Here is a 16,193-nt window from a genome sequence, read left to right as displayed (position 1 = left end):
CATCTACTTCCACATCTTCCGGATAGCTATTGGGCTTCGAGTTTCTTGGCCCTCTCGCCCGGATGTGGCTGCCTCATATGCGGTTCCTGTTCGTCGGGCCAGGAGTTTGCCTGCAGCTTCCTTCAGATTCCGCCTCGCGACGGACACCCTTGCTGTTCGGCTAACGGTTCCCGCTACCAGGGTCCGTAGGGGACTTTCACCCCCAAGTCATCCAGCCAACCACCACGGCGGACCGGATAGCGCCTAGTCGGCGCTGCGCGCCATGCCTGGCGCACCAATGAAAACGCTGTGACAGCCGCTCTCCAGCCCGAACATGCAGTTCACCGTAAAGGTGTAGATGTGATAGACCGGCAGCGGCGCGATGATGGTCTCCTCGCCGCGCTTTACCGCACTGCCCAGCACCTCACCCGTCTGCAGCATGTTGGCGACCAGGTTGGCGTGACTCAGCATAGCGCCTTTGGGCGTGCCGGTCGTGCCGCCGGTATACTGCAGGATAGCCACGTCGTCACCGCTACCGCCGCGCTCGACGGGCGTCGTACCGCGCCCCTTGTGCAGCGCGTCGCGCAGCGCGAGCGCTCCCGCGGGGTGGCGGCGCGGCGCCTGACGGGTCACCCAGCGCGCCCCCAGGTTGTACTTGAGGCGCGCCGGCAGCGGATGTAGATCGCCCACCTCGGTGACGATCACGTGCTCGATGGCAACGTATTCGCGCACCTTTTCGAGGGTGTCCAGCATGTGGGCGAAAATAACCACGCCGCTGACGCCGGCATCCTCGAACTGGTGGCGCATCTCGTCGGCGGTATACAGCGGGTTGGTGTTGACCACCACCAGGCCGGCCCGCAGCGCACCGAATACCACCACCGGATACTGCAGCAGATTGGGCAATACCACCGCCAGCCGCTCGCCGGGTGCCATGCCGCTGTGCTCAACGACCCAGCGCGCGAAGCGGTCTGCCAGCTGCCACAGCTCGTCAAAGCGAAGCGTTGCCCCCATGCAGCTGAAGGCGGGTCTTTTGGCGTATTGTCGACAGGCGACATCGAAGACATCGAGGATCGAGCGGTAATCGTCACGTACTACCAGTGGCGGCCCTTCCAGCACGGCCGGCACGACTTCTTCCTTGCTCATGAAGCGGTCTCGCTCATGCACTCCTCTCCTTCATCCCTGCCGCCTATACCCGCGGCTCTTTTCTTCTGCGCCGCGCCGCACGACGGCGGCGGCGACGGCCACTCATTAACGTCAACACCATCCACAGCAGCAACAGAGCGCCCAGCACCCCCCAGGCCACCGGGCTAAGCGCCCAGCGCTCGGCCTGTTCGCGCCACTGCGGCCACTGCGTCTTCACCCAGGGCCACAGAGTGTCGAGCGACAGATGCTCATCGACAGCCTCGTCGGGCGCTTCGGCGGCCATGGGCTGGCTGTCGACCGGCGCCGTCGTGTCGCCAAGCCCGGCCAACGAAGTGGCGGCATCGCTGTTGAGCCACACCGGCGGCAGCTCGATATCGCGACTGGTGCCGTCAAGGTCGATGGTAGCGGCAAGACTGACCGCAACCGCCTGCTCCGGCAGCCGGCTCGGCAATACGACCCGCCAGCGCTGCTCGCCGACCGGCCCTACCGTCAGCGGGTCGCCCAGCAGCGCCGCCCGAGGCTGGGTATTGTCGCTGTTCAGCCCTTCGCGCGCGGCACTCAATATAATATGCGACTGATCGGCAGCAAGCTGCGCGTCCAGCGCCGGCACCACGTTGACGCCGTGACTCAGCAGACGCCGAAAGCCATTACCGCGCGCCAGCAGCCTCAGTTCGGCATTGCCCAGGCGACTGATACCGGTCAGTTCGGCGCGATAGCGCCCCTGTCCCGCAGCCGTCAATCGGGCGGTGGTGATGATCCCGCGGTCGTCACGAAGCTCGGCGATAAGCGCCGAGACGCTTTCATCGCGCAGGCCTTCGAGCCAGACCGTCAGCGATAGCGGAAAATACTGATAAAGCGTGGCGGGCAGCGCTTCGCTGCGCAGTTGAAGGTCGGACTCGATCAGCACCCGCGACCCTTCGCCAACCGGCCCCTCGACGCGCCACTCACCGCTTGCCGGCTGCGGTACTGTAATCAGGTCGTAGCGCTCGTCGTGGCGCCAGCGCTGCGCTGCGCCCGGCGACTCCCGACTCAGGCGCTCACCGTTGGGTGCGATAAGCGTCACCGGCCCCTCGTCGGCAGCGTGAAAAACCAGCGCGGTGAATTCACGCACCCGCTCATCGACCTCGAAACGGCCGTTGTCCAACGGCAGTTGCTGGCGCGGTACGACCTGGTTGAGCACATCGAGGAAGGAGCGCAAAAGCTCGCTGGCGTCGGGCGCCACCGAGGCGAGACCGCCGGTCTGCTGCGACAGGGCGCGCATCAGATCGATATCGGCATTCTCCGACAGCGCAATGGTATGCACCACCACATTCCTGTCGGCGAGTTCGGGTGCCAGTTCATCGAGGATACGCTGGCGTGATTCCCTGTTACGGGCGTCACTGTCGGTCACGGCGGGAACGTCGACCATGCCGTCGGTCAGCACGATCAGATGCGTCGTGACGTGGCGGTCGAGCGTAGCGGTAACCCGCTCGAGCGCCGACTCGAGATCGGTGTACTGTTCATAGCGGGTCAGCTGCGGCAGCACATTCAGCGCGCGCTGGCGCCAGCGGTCGTTGACCTCGGCATCCGCCAGCGGATTGGTAACCTGCTGGCCAAAGGTCCAGAAACCGGCGCGGGTGCCGTCCGGCAGCAGATCGACCAGCAGGCGCACGCCGCTGGCGCGCAGATTGGCGCTGTCATTGTCCTTCATGCTGCCGGAAACATCGATCACAAGCCGCACGTCGGCGGCTTCAGGCGCACTGTCGTCGGCGGACCACGCAGGCACCGCGTTCAGCGACAGTACCCATAGCGTCAGCCAGAGTGTCAACCAGCGCGCGATCATGTCTACCTCCCCAGCGAAGGCTCCTGACGCCCGCCGCCGCTGCGCCGACGTGCCGACGTACCGGCTTCCCGGTCGGCATCGCGGCGACCGCGAGAAGCGCCTTTGTCGTTATCATTATCGTTGTCGCCACCGCGGCGATAGCACCACAGCGCGACCAGCAGCATACACAGCGCTGCGCCGGCCAGCATCAGCGAACCGGCATAGAACAGTTGGGCACTGTTGCGCTGCAAAACGCCCACAGCCGCCACCACCAGCGCCGGGGCCCAGCCGGAATAGCCCAGCTCCGACTCCGGCCCCGGCACGGTAAAGTGGGCCGGCATCCACAAACACCCCGCCACCATGGCAGTGATCAGCCAGCGCGGCAGGCGCGGTATGAACGAAATGGCAAAGTAGCCGAAAACCAGCACGATCAGTGATAGTACAAACCAGATGAGCCACAAAAGCGGCATCGAATCGGAAATCAGCACGGACGACAAACCTCCGGGTGAGTGATGGTGATCAATGTTACACTGCGTGGCATGAAAGCACATCCATCAGCGCCCTCGGTCGCGCGCTACCGACGCCCCGACGATCCTCTCTGGCACTGGCTCGAAGAGCGTGACAGTGTGCAGGTCAAGGATTTTCTCAACGCCGCCAACCTTGACTGCCAGCACTGGTTCAAGCCCCTGTCATCGCTTTCCGAGGCACTCTATCAGGGCCATCTGGCACGGCGCGAGCTGGCGGTAACCGGTCTTGCCACGCCGCTCGATCACTACGCCTACTGGAGTGAAACTGCCGCAGACGCCGACTATCCGGTGCTCTGGCGACACCCTCTCGGCGCCGGTCTGGACCATCACGACAGCGAGCGGTGTGGCCATCAGTGCCTGATCGACCTGCAGGCGCTGGCCCGTGATGAAGACTTTCTCGAGCTGGGCGATATCGTCTTTTCCGAGGACGAGCAGTGGATGGCCTGGACGCTCGACACCCGCGGCGACGAATTTTTCGACCTGTGGCTGCGTCACCTGCCCGACGGCGAGGCGCGGCGGCTGGAAAGCGGTATCGGTCCGGAGCTGTGCTGGGCCGAGGACAACGCCACCCTGCTGTTTACCCGCTACGACGACACCCAGCGTCCCGCCACCGTGTGGCGTCGCCACCGTGATGAAACCAGCGCGGTGCAGCTTTACGAGGAGCGCGACGCCGAATTCTGGGTGGGTCTGGGCAAGACCCGCTCGCGACAGTGGCTGGTGATCTCCAGTGCGTCCAGGGACACCAGCGAAAGCCACCTGATTCCGGCCGCGGCGCCAGCCACCGAGCCGCGCTGTTTCAGGCCGCGACAGAGCGGCGTAGAGTACGCTATCGATCACCGTCCCGGCACCTTCTACGTGCTGCACAACCGCGCCGGGCCGCATTTTCGTGTCGATATCGCCGCGGAGAATGCGTTCGACCACTGGCAGGTGCTGATCGAGCACCGCGACGACACCACTATCGAGGAGATCGACACCTTCGCCTGGGGGCTGGTGCTGACCGAGCGCGACCACACCACCGCTCAGGTGCATCTGCGCCTGTTGGAGCCGGACGCCGCTCACAGCCTTCAGCGCGACGAGTGGCTACCGATCTTCGAGATGCCCTGCAGCCTGGCGCTGGCCGACAACCCCCATTTCCATGAGCGCCGGCTGCGCCTGCACGAGGAGTCCTTTACCACTCCGCCGCGCTGGGTGGAGATCGATCTGGACAGCGGCGCGCGCCAGGTACTGCGCCAGCAGCCGGTTCATGGTGACCTGGCCCCCGAAAAGCTCGCCTGCCGGCGCCTCTGGGCAACCGCTTGCGACGGTGAGCGGGTGCCGGTGTCGATTGTCGCCCGTGCCGATCTGATCGATAGCGGCACACTGCCCACCCTGCTCTACGGCTACGGTGCCTACGGCCAGACTCTCGACCCCTGGTTTTCGATCTCACGCCTCGAGCTGCTGGCACGCGGCGCCGCCTTTGCCGTGGCGCACGTGCGTGGCGGCGGCGACCGCGGCGAGCCCTGGTATCTGGCCGGCAAGCTGGCGCACAAGGAGAACAGCTTTCGCGACTTCCTGGCAGCCCGCAACCTGCTGGTCGAGCAGGGCTTCGCCAACGAGCGCCACATCGCCGCCTACGGCGCCAGCGCCGGTGGCCTGCTGGTTGCCGCCAGCGTCAACCTGGATCCCGACGCCTTCTGCGCGGTGGTGCTCGATGTCCCCTTCGTCGACGTACTACGCACCATGGAAAACCCCGAGCTGCCGCTCACCACCGCCGAGTACAGCGAGTGGGGCGATCCTCGCGAGCCCGAGGCGCAGCAGCGCATTCAGGGCTACTCGCCGCTCGACAATCTCGCCCCGGTCTCCTGGCCGGCGGTTTATCTGCAGGGCAGCTGGCACGACACCCGCGTGCCCTATTGGGAGCCGGCCAAGCTCTACGCCCGCCTGCTGGAGATGAACCGTGCCCGCGGACCGGTACTGCTGCACACCGACATGACCGCGGGCCACGGCGGCGCCTCCGGACGTTTTCACGCCTGGCGCGACGTCGCGCAGCAGGACGCCTTCATCCTTTGGGCGCTGGGAATGGCGGAAAGAGAGAGGGCGCACCAGGGCGGCGATGCGCCATAAACCGGAGGCACCGCCCTACCCCTCGATCGGCAGCACGGCGATGATGTAATCCTCATAGTCCTGCTCGTCGACGGCGTCCTCGCTGATCGTCATGCCGCGCACACTGATGCCGGCACGATGAACGCTCATCGGGTCGCCGCTGATCAGCGGATGCCAGGCGGGCAGCGTCTCGCCGCGCGCCACCCGGCGATAGCCGCAGGTCTGCGGCAACCAGTAAAAACGCCGCACCCGTTCCGGGGTGAGCTGCAGGCAGCCCTCGGCGCGGCTGAGCCGGTTCGGGTAATCGCGGCAGCGCACCGCGTCGCTGTCCAGCAGCCGACAGGCGAGCGACAGTGTCGCGATATCGCCGCTCTCCTCGTCTTCCAGCCGCACCAGACAGCACTGACCGCAGCCATCGCAGAGTGCCTCCCACTCGTGCTCGTCGAGCTCCTCGAGGGCAAACCGCTCCCAAAAACGTTCACGCATCGCGCCCTCCGCGCAACGGTCGGTCGTCACTCTCCACCGGGCACCCCTGCCTCGTCGCCTTCGACAGAAAAGGCCCGATCGCGGCTCAGGACGTCGCCACCGGGCGGCATCTGCAGGTAGTAGCCCTTGTCGCGCAGCGCCTCGATCACCGCCTGTATCTCCACCCGCGCCAGCCGCCGTCGTTCATCGAGAGGAATAATCATCACCGGTCGCGGCGTGCCGAAGTGTTCGAGCAGCGCTTGGGGAACGTCCTCGAGGCCGCGGGCGCGGTCGACGTAGAGAAACATCTCCTCAAAGCGCGGACTGCTGAAGATCTGACAGAGCATCGGGTACATGACGGTCTCCAACGGTGCCGGGCTCACTCGAAGCTTTCGAGGGTATCGACCAGGATGGCGTTGAGTATCTCACCGCGCCAGCCGCCGAAAAACGGCCAGGGCGCGGCGTGCAGATCGGCCGCGATCCATTTTTCCAGATCGCGACGTGTCGCCAGCAGCTCGGGCGGCAGCGACAGCGCCTCGGCGCGCTCGCGTACCTGCTGCTTGAGCGCTTTCATGCGCCGCTTGTAGGTGGCGTCCAGCGGCGATGGCAGCGCATGGGGCAGCTCCTGGTCATCAAACTGTGCGGCCTGCGCCACCAGCGCCAGCACGGCGTCACCGTCGCGCTTGATAAAGCCCGGCTTGACGCCGTCAATGGCGGCCAGCTCATGACGGTTGGTCGGCATGGCCGCGGCGATCTCCATCAGCAGCGCATCGCTGGCCAGCCAGCCGCGCGGCAAGTCGCGATGGCGCACCGCCTGTTCACGCCAGCCGCACAGGCGCTGAAAGGCAGCCAACTGGCGCGGCGTCAGACGCCAGGCGTTACGGTGGCGCAGATACCACAGATCCGGGTCGCGCTCGCCGCGGGCGCTATCCAACAGCGCCGCGCACTCTTCATGCAGCCAGCCGAGGCGCCGGTCGGCGCCCAGCTGCGCCGACTGACGTCGCCACAGCGCCGGCAGCCAGCAGACATCGAGCGCCGCGTAGCGGCACTGCTCGGCGCTGAGCGGGCGCAGCAGCCAGTTGGAGCGGGTTTCGTCCTTGGGCAGATGCACCTGCATCCAGTGCGCCACAAGGCGCTGATAACTGATCGAAATCTCGTCGCAGAGCAGGGCGTGCGCCAGCTGCGTATCGACCATCGGTGAGGGCACATCGCCCATCCAGCGCTGAAAGATTTCCAGATCCTCGCCGCAGGCATGAAAGATCTTGAGCGGTCCTTCTTCACCCAGCAAACGCCGTAGCGCGGGGGTGGGAGAAAGCGCCACGGGATCGATCAGCCAGGCCTCTTCGCTGCTGCCCAGCTGGATCAGCGCCGGCTGCGGGTAGAAGGTCGTCTCGCGCATGAACTCGGTGTCGACACCGATCACATCGCAGCCGGACAGCGCCTCGCAGGCGCTGTCCAGCGCCGCTTCGCTGTCAACGAAATACCAGCGGACGCTATCAGACTCGCTGCCGCCTGACAGAGCATTGCTCGACATAGAGATTCCATTGAGGGCCGCAGGCCGGCGCGCAGCCAGTACGACCGTATTCAAAAGGCGAATATTCAAAAAAACGACGCGCGCCACAGGATGGCGTCGGCCCACCCTGCTTCACTCGAAAGGCTGGCGGCCCATGAAAGCGCGTGACAGGGTGCCGCCGTCGACGTACTCCAGTTCGCCGCCCATCGGCACACCGTAGGCCAACCGCGAGCACCTGACGCCCAGCGACCGCAGCTGCTCGGCAATGTAGTGCGCACTGGCCTCGCCCTCGACGGTCGGATTGGTGGCCAGAATCAGCTCGGAGACCTGCCGCTCGCTGACGATACGCTCGAGCAGATCGAGCCCCAGCGCCTCGGGGCCAATGCCGTCGATCGGTGACAGATGACCGTGAAGCACGAAGTAGCGGCCATTGAAACCGCCGGCTTCCTCAATCGCCAGCAGATCGGCCGGCGACTCCACCACACAGAGGCTGTGATCGTCGCGGCGGCTCTGTTCGCAGATGCTGCACAGCCGGCTTTCGGTCAGGTTACGGCAGCGTTCGCAGTAGCCCACCTTCTCCAGCGCCTCGGAAAGCACCTGCGCCAGCCGCTGGCCGCCCTCGCGGTCACGCTCCAGCAGATGAAACGCCATGCGCTGCGCGCTGCGCGGACCAACACCGGGCAGCACGCGCAGAGTTTCCAGCAGCCGATCGATCAGAGGAGAAAAGGTCGCCATGATATCGGCAGGCTCAGAACGGCATCTTGAAGCCGGGCGGCAGATTCATCCCCTCGGTCACCTCTTCCATGCGCGAGCGAGAGTTGGCATCGACCTTGCGCACCGCATCGTTGACCGCAGCGGCCAGCAGATCCTCGAGAAACTCCTTGTCCTCCGCCATGACGGCCTGATCGAGATTGATGGCGGTAACGTCGTGGCGGCCATTCATGGTCACCTTGACCATGCCGGCGCCGGATTCGCCATGCACTTCGGTTTTGGCGATCTCCTCCTGCACCTGCTGCATCTTCTCCTGCATCTCCTGGGCCTGCTTCATCATGTTGCCCATGCCACCCTTGAACATTGCAGAAATCCTCTCGCTGTTGCGGGCCGCGGTTATCGCCCGCCTGGTTGAATCAGCCCCGGTCGGTGCCACTGTCCTGCTCGAAAGAGGTCACCGTACGCTCCAGCAGCCGGGCGCCGAAGGTCTGCTGTAGTGATTGTATATGCGGATCATGCTCGAGCGCTTCAACGGCGCGCTGACGACGCTGCTGCTCGAGACGCTCGCGGTGCCGCGCCGGGGTCTCCAACTGCGGGTCGATCTCGTTTACCTCGATCATCACGCGGCGCGACTCACCGGCGCCCTCCAGCGCCGCGGCGAGTCGCTCGCGATGGACATCGGCGTTCATGGCGCTCTGCGACGGATCGAGGCGCAGCGTCAGCGCGCGGCCGTCGTCGCTGTCGACCACGCAGTTGGCGACCAGATTGGCCGTCATGCCGGAGAGCGCCAGTCGCGGAAAGAGGCGCAGCCAGCGGGTATTGTCGAGCGGCCCGCGGTCGTCCGGCTCCGCCTCGGCATCCGCCGGGGCCACCTCCGGGGGCGACTCGCTGCCGAGCGGTGGTGGCCCAGCGGGCGGCGACTCGGAGAGCGCTGCGGTGTCGACGGCTGCGGCGGGGGCATGGCTGAAGTACGCCTCAAAGGCACTGTCGGCGGCCTTTTCATCCATGCCCTCGTCGGCCTGCGGCGGTTCGGGCATGCCGAACGCCTCGGCGGTATCCTCGTCCGCCGGCGGCTCCGGCACCAGTCCGGGTTCGGTGGTATCGGCCACCGGCGGTTCGGCCCCCTCGTTGACGAGTGCTTCGGCAAGCGCCGCACTCTCTTCGCTGGCGGGAAGCGAGGAAGCGTCGCTGTCGTCGTCCCAGGGCGGTGCCGGCGAGGGCGCTTGCTGTGCGTCCGGGGGCACCGCCGAAGACTCCTCGACGGGCGCCTCCATGGGCTCCTCGAACCTCGCAGGGGCTACCGACTGCGACGATGGCGCAGCCGCCGGCGAACCATCGGCCGTGGCGTCCGGGCTCGACACGGCGGCAGAATCGCCAGTGCCGCCCCCGGTAGCCGAAGCCTCTTCCGACGACGCAGCCGGTGGTGCGCTTGCGCGAATCGGCAGTTCGGCGGGAGCCGGTGCCGGGGCGCCCTGAGGACGAAAGGCGAGCATGCGCAGAAGCGTCATCTCCAGCGCAGTACGCGCCTCCGGTGCACTGTCCATATCACCGCGCCCAGCAATGGCGATCTGATAGTAGAGCTGCACATCCTCGGCGCTGAAGCGCCCGGCCAGTTCGAGCAGCGCCTCCCTGTCGCCCTCGCCGTTATCCAGCGCATCCGGCACCATCTGGGCGACGGCAAGGCGATGAAACACGCCTGCCAGCGCATCCAGCACGCCGGCAAAATCGGGCCCCTGCTCGGCCAGCGTCGCCACCTCGGCGAGTACCGCGGCAGCGTCACCGCGCGCCAGCGCCTCGGCCAGGCCCAGAATGCGGCGCTGATCGAGGGTGCCCAGCATGGCGATCACATCGGCCTCGCGCACCTCGCCGTGACCGAAGGCGATCGCCTGATCGGTGAGCGACAGGCCGTCGCGCATCGAACCGTCGGCGGCGCGCCCCAGCAACCACAGCGCGGCCTCGTCGAAGGGCGTCCGTTCATGACCCAGGATATGGCGCAGGTGCCCCACAATACGCTCCGGCGTCATGCGCTTGAGCGCGAACTGCAGACAGCGCGACAGCACCGTCGCCGGCAGTTTCTGCGGGTCGGTAGTGGCAAGCAGGAAGCGTACGTGAGGCGGCGGCTCTTCCAGCGTTTTCAAAAGGGCATTGAAGCTGTGCGTCGACAGCATGTGCACTTCGTCGATGAGGTACACCTTGTAGCGCCCCTGGGTGGGCGCGTACTGCACGTTGTCGAGCAGCTCGCGGGTGTCCTCGACCTTTGTGCGCGACGCGGCATCGACCTCGATCAGATCGACAAAGCGCCCCTCGTCGATCGCGCGGCAGGTTTCACACACGCCGCAGGGGCGCGAGGTCACGCCGCTTTCACAGTTGAGGCAGCGCGCCAGAATGCGCGCCAGGGTGGTCTTGCCGACGCCGCGCGTGCCGGTAAACAGATAGGCATGGTGCAGCCTGCCCTGATCCAGCGCATTGACCAGCGCGCGGCTGACGTGCTCCTGCCCCACCAGCTCGTGAAACGTGCGCGGCCGCCATTGGCGGGCCAGTACCTGATAGCTCATGCAGCGCGATAGCCCTGAAAAACTCTGCCGTAATAGCGGATCGCAGCAACGTCCGGCGTGCTGCGCAAAGGCCTTATTCTATCGACTTGCCGGTGGTGCGCCAATTACCGTGAAGCGGCCGGCATCACAGCCCGGGGGGATGACGACAGCAAAAAGGGGAAAGGCCGGAAAGAAAGAAAAGGATGCGAGAGATAACACCAGGATAGAGGGTGGTAACCCCCGACAGCCACATCCCGGCACACGCAGCCATCACTACCGTTGCTCCCTTCCGGGCCTGGCGGGGTTTGCGATATAGCGTTGCGAGAGGACCATCGAGGGTCACCATAACAGGTTGATGCGAAACCGCCGACGGGCGGGCTTCAATCAACCGAGCGCGTATACTGGCAGCATGATTTCAAAGGGTCAAGCCTGACCGGCACCCCCTCAACCAATACCGCCGACTTCGGTTAGAATGTGGTGGCGCAGATGCCTTCTGCCAACTCTTGTTGCAACACCGCCCCCATCGCGAGCGAGAATCTCCAACCATCATGTCACTACTGCTGATCGAGGATGACGAACTACTGGCGCGCACGCTGGAGAAACTGCTGCGTCAGTACGACGAGACCGAGGTGATCGGCGACGGTCATCTCGCCTGCCAACGTCTGGCCCAAACCACCTCATGCGCGCTGGTGATCCTCGATCTCAATCTGCCAGGACGCAGCGGACTGGAGGCGCTGGCGGCGCTGCGCCGACACGACAGCAAAACGCCGGTACTGATTCTGACCGCCCGCGCCTCGGTAGAGGATCGCGTCGCCGGACTCGACGGCGGCGCCGATGACTACCTCACCAAGCCCTTCTCGCTGTCCGAGTTCGAAGCGCGTGTGCGTGCCCTGCTGCGGCGCCAGCGCAGCACGGTGGCGGAGTATGTCACGATGGGTGGGCTCAGCCTGCACCTGCCCACCCAGCGCCTGCAGCTCGGCGACGCCCCGCTGTCGCTACCGCCCCGCGAACAGCGCCTGCTCTCCTGCCTGCTGCGCCACGGCAATCGGGTCATCTCGCGTATGCGACTGATCGAGGAGGCCTTCGGCAGCGACGAGGAGATGCGCGACAACGCCCTCGAAGTGCAGATTCACCGCCTGCGCCGTCGCCTCGAGGAGAGTGATGTGCAGATTCGCACCATACGCGGCATGGGCTACCGGCTGGAGCAGCGCTGAAGATGTCGCGCGCGTCGTCTTCCCATCACGGCGCCAGCCTCTATCGCCGCCTGCTGATCTGGCTGCTGCTGCCGCTGGTGATCACTCTCGCAATGCTGCTTTTACAGGCCTGGCAGAGCGCTCAGCGCAGCGCCGACCGCGCCTATGACCGTCTGTTGGCCTCGGCAGCGGGCGTTATGGCCGAAAGCGTCAGCTGGCAGGATGATCGCCTGTGGTTCGATATTTCCACCACCGCCCTCGAGATGCTGGCGCCACGCGGCGACGAGCGGGTGTTCTACACCCTCGCTGATGCCAATGGCGCAATGATCACGGGCAATGCCGATCTCACGACCCTGTTGCCGCCTTCGCAAATGAGCACCGACTTTGCCACTGTCACCGCCTACTGGCACGGCATCGAGCTGCGCGTGGGGGCGCGTCACAGCCGGCTGACCGGCTGGCGCAACCGGGCGCCCTTCACGGTGCTGGTGGCCCATACGCCGGAAGCGCGCCACGATATGGCATGGGGACTGTTTCGCGACAGCGCGCTGCGGCTGGTGGGGGTGCTACTGCTGGCTGCCGGTGCCCTGCTGCTCGCTGTGGGCATGGCGCTGCGACCACTGCAGCGGCTGCGCCGTCATCTGCGCAGTCGCCGTGCCGACGACCTCAGGCCGCTACAGATGAAAGCGCCGCGCGAACTGGGCGAACTGATCGACGCCCTTAACCTGCTGCTGGCGCGCCAGCGGCGTGCGCAGATGCATCAGCAGCGCTTTATCGGCGACGCCTCCCACCAACTACGCACCCCGCTCGCCGGCATCTCGGCCAGCGCCGAGCTGGCGCTGCGCAGCGACGACAGCGTCCGCTGGCGCGAGGCGCTGATACAACTGCAGGGCGGCACAAGACGCGCTGCAAGGCTGGCCGAGCAGCTACTGTCACTGACCCGTTTGAACTCCCCGGAAGCGCCGCTGGAGCGGCGTCCGCTGGCGCTGGAGGAGATCGCCCGCGAGGCGTTGCTACGCTTTCTGGATGCCGCCGACCGGCGCGGCATCGATCTGGGCCTGGCGGAGCCCTGCCCGGCGCGACAACTGCCGGCCTGCGACTGGCAGCTTGAGGAAGCACTGGGCAACCTGATCGACAACGCTCTGCGCCATGCAGCTTCAAGGGTAACTGTCGGGGTAAGACAATCACCGCCGGCGCTGTGGGTCGCCGACGACGGCCCGGGCGTGCCGGTCGAGCTGCACAGCGATATGCTGCGTCCCTTTCGCCGCCGCGAGGAGGGCAGCGGCGGCAGCGGCCTGGGGCTGGCGATCGTCGACAGCATAGCGCGTGCCCACGGCGGGCGAGTGGCCATGACGGCTGCCGACGGCGACTTCACGATCTATCTGGAGCTGGGCGAGCACGGCGAACCGGACACCTCAAGCGACGCAGGCAGCGAGGAGCACCACCTTTGACAGCCGGATACCACAGGCCGGCGGCGCTTTTACTGGCCGCCCTGATCATTACCGCCACGCCGTCCCGAGCAGATACCCGGCTGCACTATCACGGCGACGGCAACACCCGGGGCGACGCTGCGGCGCTGGTGATCGCCGGCGTCATCGAACCAGCGGAGATCGATCCGCTACTGCGCGCCTTTCACGACCGATATCCGACGATCGATATTACCTATCAGGACGTTTCACGCTCCTACCAGGCCCATCAGCAGTGGCCGCCGAGTATTCGCGAAGGCTACATCGATCTACTGATGTCTTCCTCGATGGGCAATCAATACCGCCTTGCCAACGAAGGCTATGCGCGCCCCTTCGACGCCGACACCCTCAACCCGAACTGGCCACGCAACGCCCGCTGGCGCAATGAACTTGTGGGCCTGACCCGCGAGCCGCTGGTGATGGTCTATAACCGTGCGCTGCGCGACATTGCCACGCCGCCGCGTGATCACGGCGAACTGCTGACGCTGCTGACCCAACACCGGGAGGCGCTCGACGGCAGGGTAGTCAGCTATGACCCCGCCAGCAGCGCTACCGGTTTCATGGCGATGGCCAGCGATGTGGCGCGCTCCCCCGAAGCGTGGTCGCTGTTCGAAGCCATGGGAGCGGCCAATGCCGAATGGCGCGAAACCACCACATCGATGCTTTCAGGGCTGGCTGATGGACGCTATCTGATCGGCTACAATCTGATCGGCTCCTACGCCCGCCGCGCAGCGGCGCTGCATCCCGAGCTGGTCATACAGATGCCTCGGGACTACGCCCTCGCCCTGCAGCGGCTGGCCATGATTCCCCATAGTGCCCGCCACCCGCAGGCGGCACAGCGCTTTTTGTCCTTTATCACCTCCCCCGACGGTCAGCAGGTAATGGCCCGTGAGACCACCCTGAGCTCACCACATGCCGAGGGCGATGCGGCGGACGACGACGCACTGGTACCGATTCGTCCGGGGCCGGCGCTGCTGACACTGACCGATCCGCTCCAGCGAGCCTCGCTGGTGGCGCAGTGGCGATCATTGACGCAGGGCGAGACGACCGAGTCTCCTCGTATTCCTGCCATCAACGGCAATGCTGTCGAGAGCAGGAACCGATGAGTGGCCTGAAACGCCTTGATCAACTGCTGGTCGAACAGCAGCTGGTGCGCTCACGCTCGCGCGCGCAGCGACTGATCCGCAACGCTCGGGTGCAGCTGATAACCCCTGACGGCGCGCGCACCCTGACTCGCCCCGCCGAAAGGATGCCGGGCGACAGCCACCTTGTGGTTCTCGACGACCCCGAAGAGCGCTACGTCTCCCGCGCCGGCCTCAAGCTGGAGGCGCTGATCGCCGCCAGCGGCAGGCTCGACGGTCTGACAGTGCTGGATGTAGGCCAGTCGACCGGCGGTTTCAGCGACTGTGCGCTGCGCCACGGCGCGCGACGGGTGATCGGCATCGAGGTCGGCCACGGCCAGCTCGACGTCGACCTGGCAGCCGATGAGCGCGTTACCGTGCTGGAGGGCGTCAACGCCCGCCGCCTCCCCGACGAGGAGCTCGTAGCGCTGGCCCCGGAAGGCATCGAGGCGGTAGTGATGGACGTCTCCTTTATCTCCCAGACGCTGATACTGCCCGAACTTTCGCGCCTGCTGCGCCCCGGCGCGCGATTGCTGAGCCTGGTCAAACCGCAGTTCGAACTGTCGCCCGCAAAGATCGCCGCCGGCGGCCTGGTGCGCGACACGCGCCACTACGCCGAAGTCGAAACGCGCCTGCGAGCGGCCTGCGCCGAGTGCGGCTTCGAAATACTGCTGTGGATGGCGAGCCCGATCAGCGGCGGTGACGGCAACCGCGAGTTCCTGCTCCACGCACGGCGGCTTTAACCGTTCGCATAGCGGCGACAGGCGCCCACCAGAGCGTCGGCCAGCGCCGTGGTCGCCGGCCCCGCGCTGCGCCGGTCGCTGTGTACCAGAAACAGCTCCGCGCTGCGATGCTCACCGTCGATCAGCGGCAGCCGGCGCAGCCGATCGGCCGCCAGCTCATCACCGATGTGATCAATTGGCAGCCAGGCAAAGCCCAGGCCGTCGCACACCAGTCGGATCGAGGTGTGCAGGTGGGATACCGTCCAGCGCTGTTCGCTGGCGAAGCGGCCGGCGTCGCGCTGGCGCCGCAGTCCCGAGTCACGGACCACGAACTGGCGATAGCCGCGCAGATCGTCACTGCTGACCTCACGGCCGAGCCGATGCAGCGGATGAGCGGGGCTGGCGACCGCCACGAACGCCACCGTCAGCAGCGGCTGTGCCGGCAGACCCGGGGGCGTCTGGTGGGTGATCGCCAGCTCCGCGCGGGCGTCGAACAGCGCCTCCAGGGTGCCGGAGAGCATGGTTTCAACCAGCTGCACCCGACAGTCGCGGCTGGCCGGGGCGAAGTTGGCAAGGACGTGACTCAGCAGCGCGGGCGGAAAGATCTCCTCCACCACCAGCCGCACTTCGGGCTCCCAACCGTCGGCCAGATTGCGCGCCTGCTGCTCGAGACTCAGCGCCTCTTCGATGATAGTGCTGGCGCGGCGCAGCAGCGCCTCGCCGGCCGGCGTGATCACCGTACGCCGCCCCTGCGTCGTCAGCACAGGGACCGGGAGCTGCTGCTGCAGCCCCCTGAGCGCATAGCTGACCGACGACTGACTGCGATCGAGGCGCTCGGCAGCGCCGGCGAAACTACCCTCCTCGACCAGGGCCTGCAGCACCACCCACTGCTCGAGACTGATGGCGGGGATATCCTGTGCCATGACACTCCACTGACGC

General features: G+C 66.1%; 15 protein-coding genes and 1 other RNA gene. 5 read left to right on the top strand and 11 right to left on the bottom strand.

Features of this window, described 5'->3' with window-relative positions; all coding sequences use genetic code 11:
- Positions 1-243: 243 nt before the first annotated feature.
- The 3 genes from H146_RS19465 to H146_RS0114065 are packed head-to-tail and all read right to left on the bottom strand — an operon-like array spanning position 244 to position 3,411.
- Positions 244-1,122, bottom strand: coding sequence for an AMP-binding protein (locus tag H146_RS19465; protein ID WP_019952526.1), 879 nt, complete (start codon positions 1,120-1,122; stop codon positions 244-246).
- Positions 1,123-1,165: 43 nt separating this feature from the next.
- A complete protein-coding gene (locus H146_RS20335) occupies positions 1,166-2,944 on the bottom strand; it encodes a VWA domain-containing protein (RefSeq protein ID WP_019952525.1) in 1,779 nt (592 codons plus the stop codon).
- A gap of 2 nt (positions 2,945-2,946) precedes the next feature.
- Entirely contained in the window at positions 2,947-3,411 is a 465-nt protein-coding gene (locus H146_RS0114065) for a hypothetical protein (RefSeq protein ID WP_019952524.1), read from the bottom strand.
- Between the two features lie 51 nt (positions 3,412-3,462).
- Between H146_RS0114065 and H146_RS0114060 the strand changes: the two genes are divergently transcribed.
- Positions 3,463-5,553 carry a S9 family peptidase gene (locus H146_RS0114060; protein ID WP_033195753.1) on the top strand — a complete coding sequence of 697 codons (2,091 nt, stop codon included), beginning with the start codon at positions 3,463-3,465 and terminating at the stop codon, positions 5,551-5,553.
- A 15-nt stretch (positions 5,554-5,568) separates the two neighbouring features.
- Here the strand turns inward: H146_RS0114060 and H146_RS0114055 are convergent, their stop codons facing one another.
- The 7 genes from H146_RS0114055 to ffs all read right to left on the bottom strand — a co-directional run bounded on the left by H146_RS0114055 (position 5,569) and on the right by ffs (position 11,090).
- The gene (locus H146_RS0114055; RefSeq protein ID WP_019952522.1) at positions 5,569-6,018 is read right to left on the bottom strand and encodes a YcgN family cysteine cluster protein; all 450 of its coding nucleotides are present in this window, start codon (positions 6,016-6,018) and stop codon (positions 5,569-5,571) included.
- A 26-nt stretch (positions 6,019-6,044) separates the two neighbouring features.
- Positions 6,045-6,353 (bottom strand): YcgL domain-containing protein, encoded by a 309-nt coding sequence (locus tag H146_RS0114050; RefSeq protein ID WP_019952521.1) that lies wholly within the window; start codon positions 6,351-6,353, stop codon positions 6,045-6,047.
- 23 nt (positions 6,354-6,376) lie between these two features.
- Positions 6,377-7,531, bottom strand: coding sequence for a ribonuclease D (gene rnd / locus H146_RS0114045; RefSeq protein ID WP_019952520.1), 1,155 nt, complete (start codon positions 7,529-7,531; stop codon positions 6,377-6,379).
- 111 nt (positions 7,532-7,642) lie between these two features.
- Positions 7,643-8,245: a recombination mediator RecR gene (recR, locus tag H146_RS0114040; protein WP_019952519.1), complete on the bottom strand. Its 603-nt coding sequence runs from the start codon at positions 8,243-8,245 to the stop codon at positions 7,643-7,645.
- 13 nt (positions 8,246-8,258) lie between these two features.
- A complete protein-coding gene (locus tag H146_RS0114035) occupies positions 8,259-8,585 on the bottom strand; it encodes a YbaB/EbfC family nucleoid-associated protein (protein WP_019952518.1) in 327 nt (108 codons plus the stop codon).
- A gap of 52 nt (positions 8,586-8,637) precedes the next feature.
- Entirely contained in the window at positions 8,638-10,776 is a 2,139-nt protein-coding gene (dnaX, locus tag H146_RS0114030; RefSeq protein WP_019952517.1) for a DNA polymerase III subunit gamma/tau, read from the bottom strand.
- Between the two features lie 217 nt (positions 10,777-10,993).
- Positions 10,994-11,090: signal recognition particle sRNA small type (gene ffs / locus H146_RS20815), an RNA gene on the bottom strand.
- Between the two features lie 213 nt (positions 11,091-11,303).
- Here ffs and H146_RS0114025 point away from each other — a divergent pair.
- From H146_RS0114025 to H146_RS0114010, 4 genes are read left to right on the top strand one after another with little or no spacing between them, the layout of a single operon-like run.
- The gene (locus H146_RS0114025) at positions 11,304-11,969 is read left to right on the top strand and encodes a response regulator transcription factor (RefSeq protein ID WP_019952516.1); all 666 of its coding nucleotides are present in this window, start codon (positions 11,304-11,306) and stop codon (positions 11,967-11,969) included.
- A gap of 2 nt (positions 11,970-11,971) precedes the next feature.
- Positions 11,972-13,396 (top strand): HAMP domain-containing histidine kinase, encoded by a 1,425-nt coding sequence (locus tag H146_RS19455; protein WP_019952515.1) that lies wholly within the window; start codon positions 11,972-11,974, stop codon positions 13,394-13,396.
- Positions 13,393-14,517, top strand: coding sequence for an ABC transporter substrate-binding protein (locus H146_RS19450; RefSeq protein ID WP_019952514.1), 1,125 nt, complete (start codon positions 13,393-13,395; stop codon positions 14,515-14,517). Before H146_RS19455 ends, H146_RS19450 begins: the two co-directional genes overlap by 4 nt.
- Positions 14,514-15,275: a TlyA family RNA methyltransferase gene (locus H146_RS0114010; protein ID WP_019952513.1), complete on the top strand. Its 762-nt coding sequence runs from the start codon at positions 14,514-14,516 to the stop codon at positions 15,273-15,275. The genes H146_RS19450 and H146_RS0114010 overlap by 4 nt, the downstream gene beginning before the upstream one ends.
- Here H146_RS0114010 and H146_RS0114005 read toward each other — a convergent pair.
- A complete protein-coding gene (locus H146_RS0114005; protein ID WP_019952512.1) occupies positions 15,272-16,177 on the bottom strand; it encodes a LysR family transcriptional regulator in 906 nt (301 codons plus the stop codon). The two genes, H146_RS0114010 and H146_RS0114005, sit on opposite strands and share 4 nt — an antisense overlap.
- Between the last annotated feature and the right edge of the window lie 16 nt (positions 16,178-16,193).

It is taken from the genome of Kushneria aurantia DSM 21353, assembly GCF_000382245.1.
GTDB lineage: Bacteria > Pseudomonadota > Gammaproteobacteria > Pseudomonadales > Halomonadaceae > Kushneria > Kushneria aurantia.
This window is presented reverse-complemented; position numbering and strand designations above follow the sequence as displayed.

Coding starts and splice junctions, on each gene's coding strand:
- H146_RS19465 (WP_019952526.1), bottom strand. CDS start 1,122: ATGAGCAAGGAAGAAGTCGTGCCGGCCGTGCTGGAAGGGCCGCCACTG.
- H146_RS20335 (WP_019952525.1), bottom strand. CDS start 2,944: ATGATCGCGCGCTGGTTGACACTCTGGCTGACGCTATGGGTACTGTCG.
- H146_RS0114060 (WP_033195753.1), top strand. CDS start 3,463: ATGAAAGCACATCCATCAGCGCCCTCGGTCGCGCGCTACCGACGCCCC.
- H146_RS0114055 (WP_019952522.1), bottom strand. CDS start 6,018: ATGCGTGAACGTTTTTGGGAGCGGTTTGCCCTCGAGGAGCTCGACGAG.
- H146_RS0114050 (WP_019952521.1), bottom strand. CDS start 6,353: ATGTACCCGATGCTCTGTCAGATCTTCAGCAGTCCGCGCTTTGAGGAG.
- rnd (WP_019952520.1), bottom strand. CDS start 7,531: ATGTCGAGCAATGCTCTGTCAGGCGGCAGCGAGTCTGATAGCGTCCGC.
- recR (WP_019952519.1), bottom strand. CDS start 8,245: ATGGCGACCTTTTCTCCTCTGATCGATCGGCTGCTGGAAACTCTGCGC.
- H146_RS0114035 (WP_019952518.1), bottom strand. CDS start 8,585: ATGTTCAAGGGTGGCATGGGCAACATGATGAAGCAGGCCCAGGAGATG.
- dnaX (WP_019952517.1), bottom strand. CDS start 10,776: ATGAGCTATCAGGTACTGGCCCGCCAATGGCGGCCGCGCACGTTTCAC.
- H146_RS0114025 (WP_019952516.1), top strand. CDS start 11,304: ATGTCACTACTGCTGATCGAGGATGACGAACTACTGGCGCGCACGCTG.
- H146_RS19455 (WP_019952515.1), top strand. CDS start 11,972: ATGTCGCGCGCGTCGTCTTCCCATCACGGCGCCAGCCTCTATCGCCGC.
- H146_RS0114010 (WP_019952513.1), top strand. CDS start 14,514: ATGAGTGGCCTGAAACGCCTTGATCAACTGCTGGTCGAACAGCAGCTG.
- H146_RS0114005 (WP_019952512.1), bottom strand. CDS start 16,177: ATGGCACAGGATATCCCCGCCATCAGTCTCGAGCAGTGGGTGGTGCTG.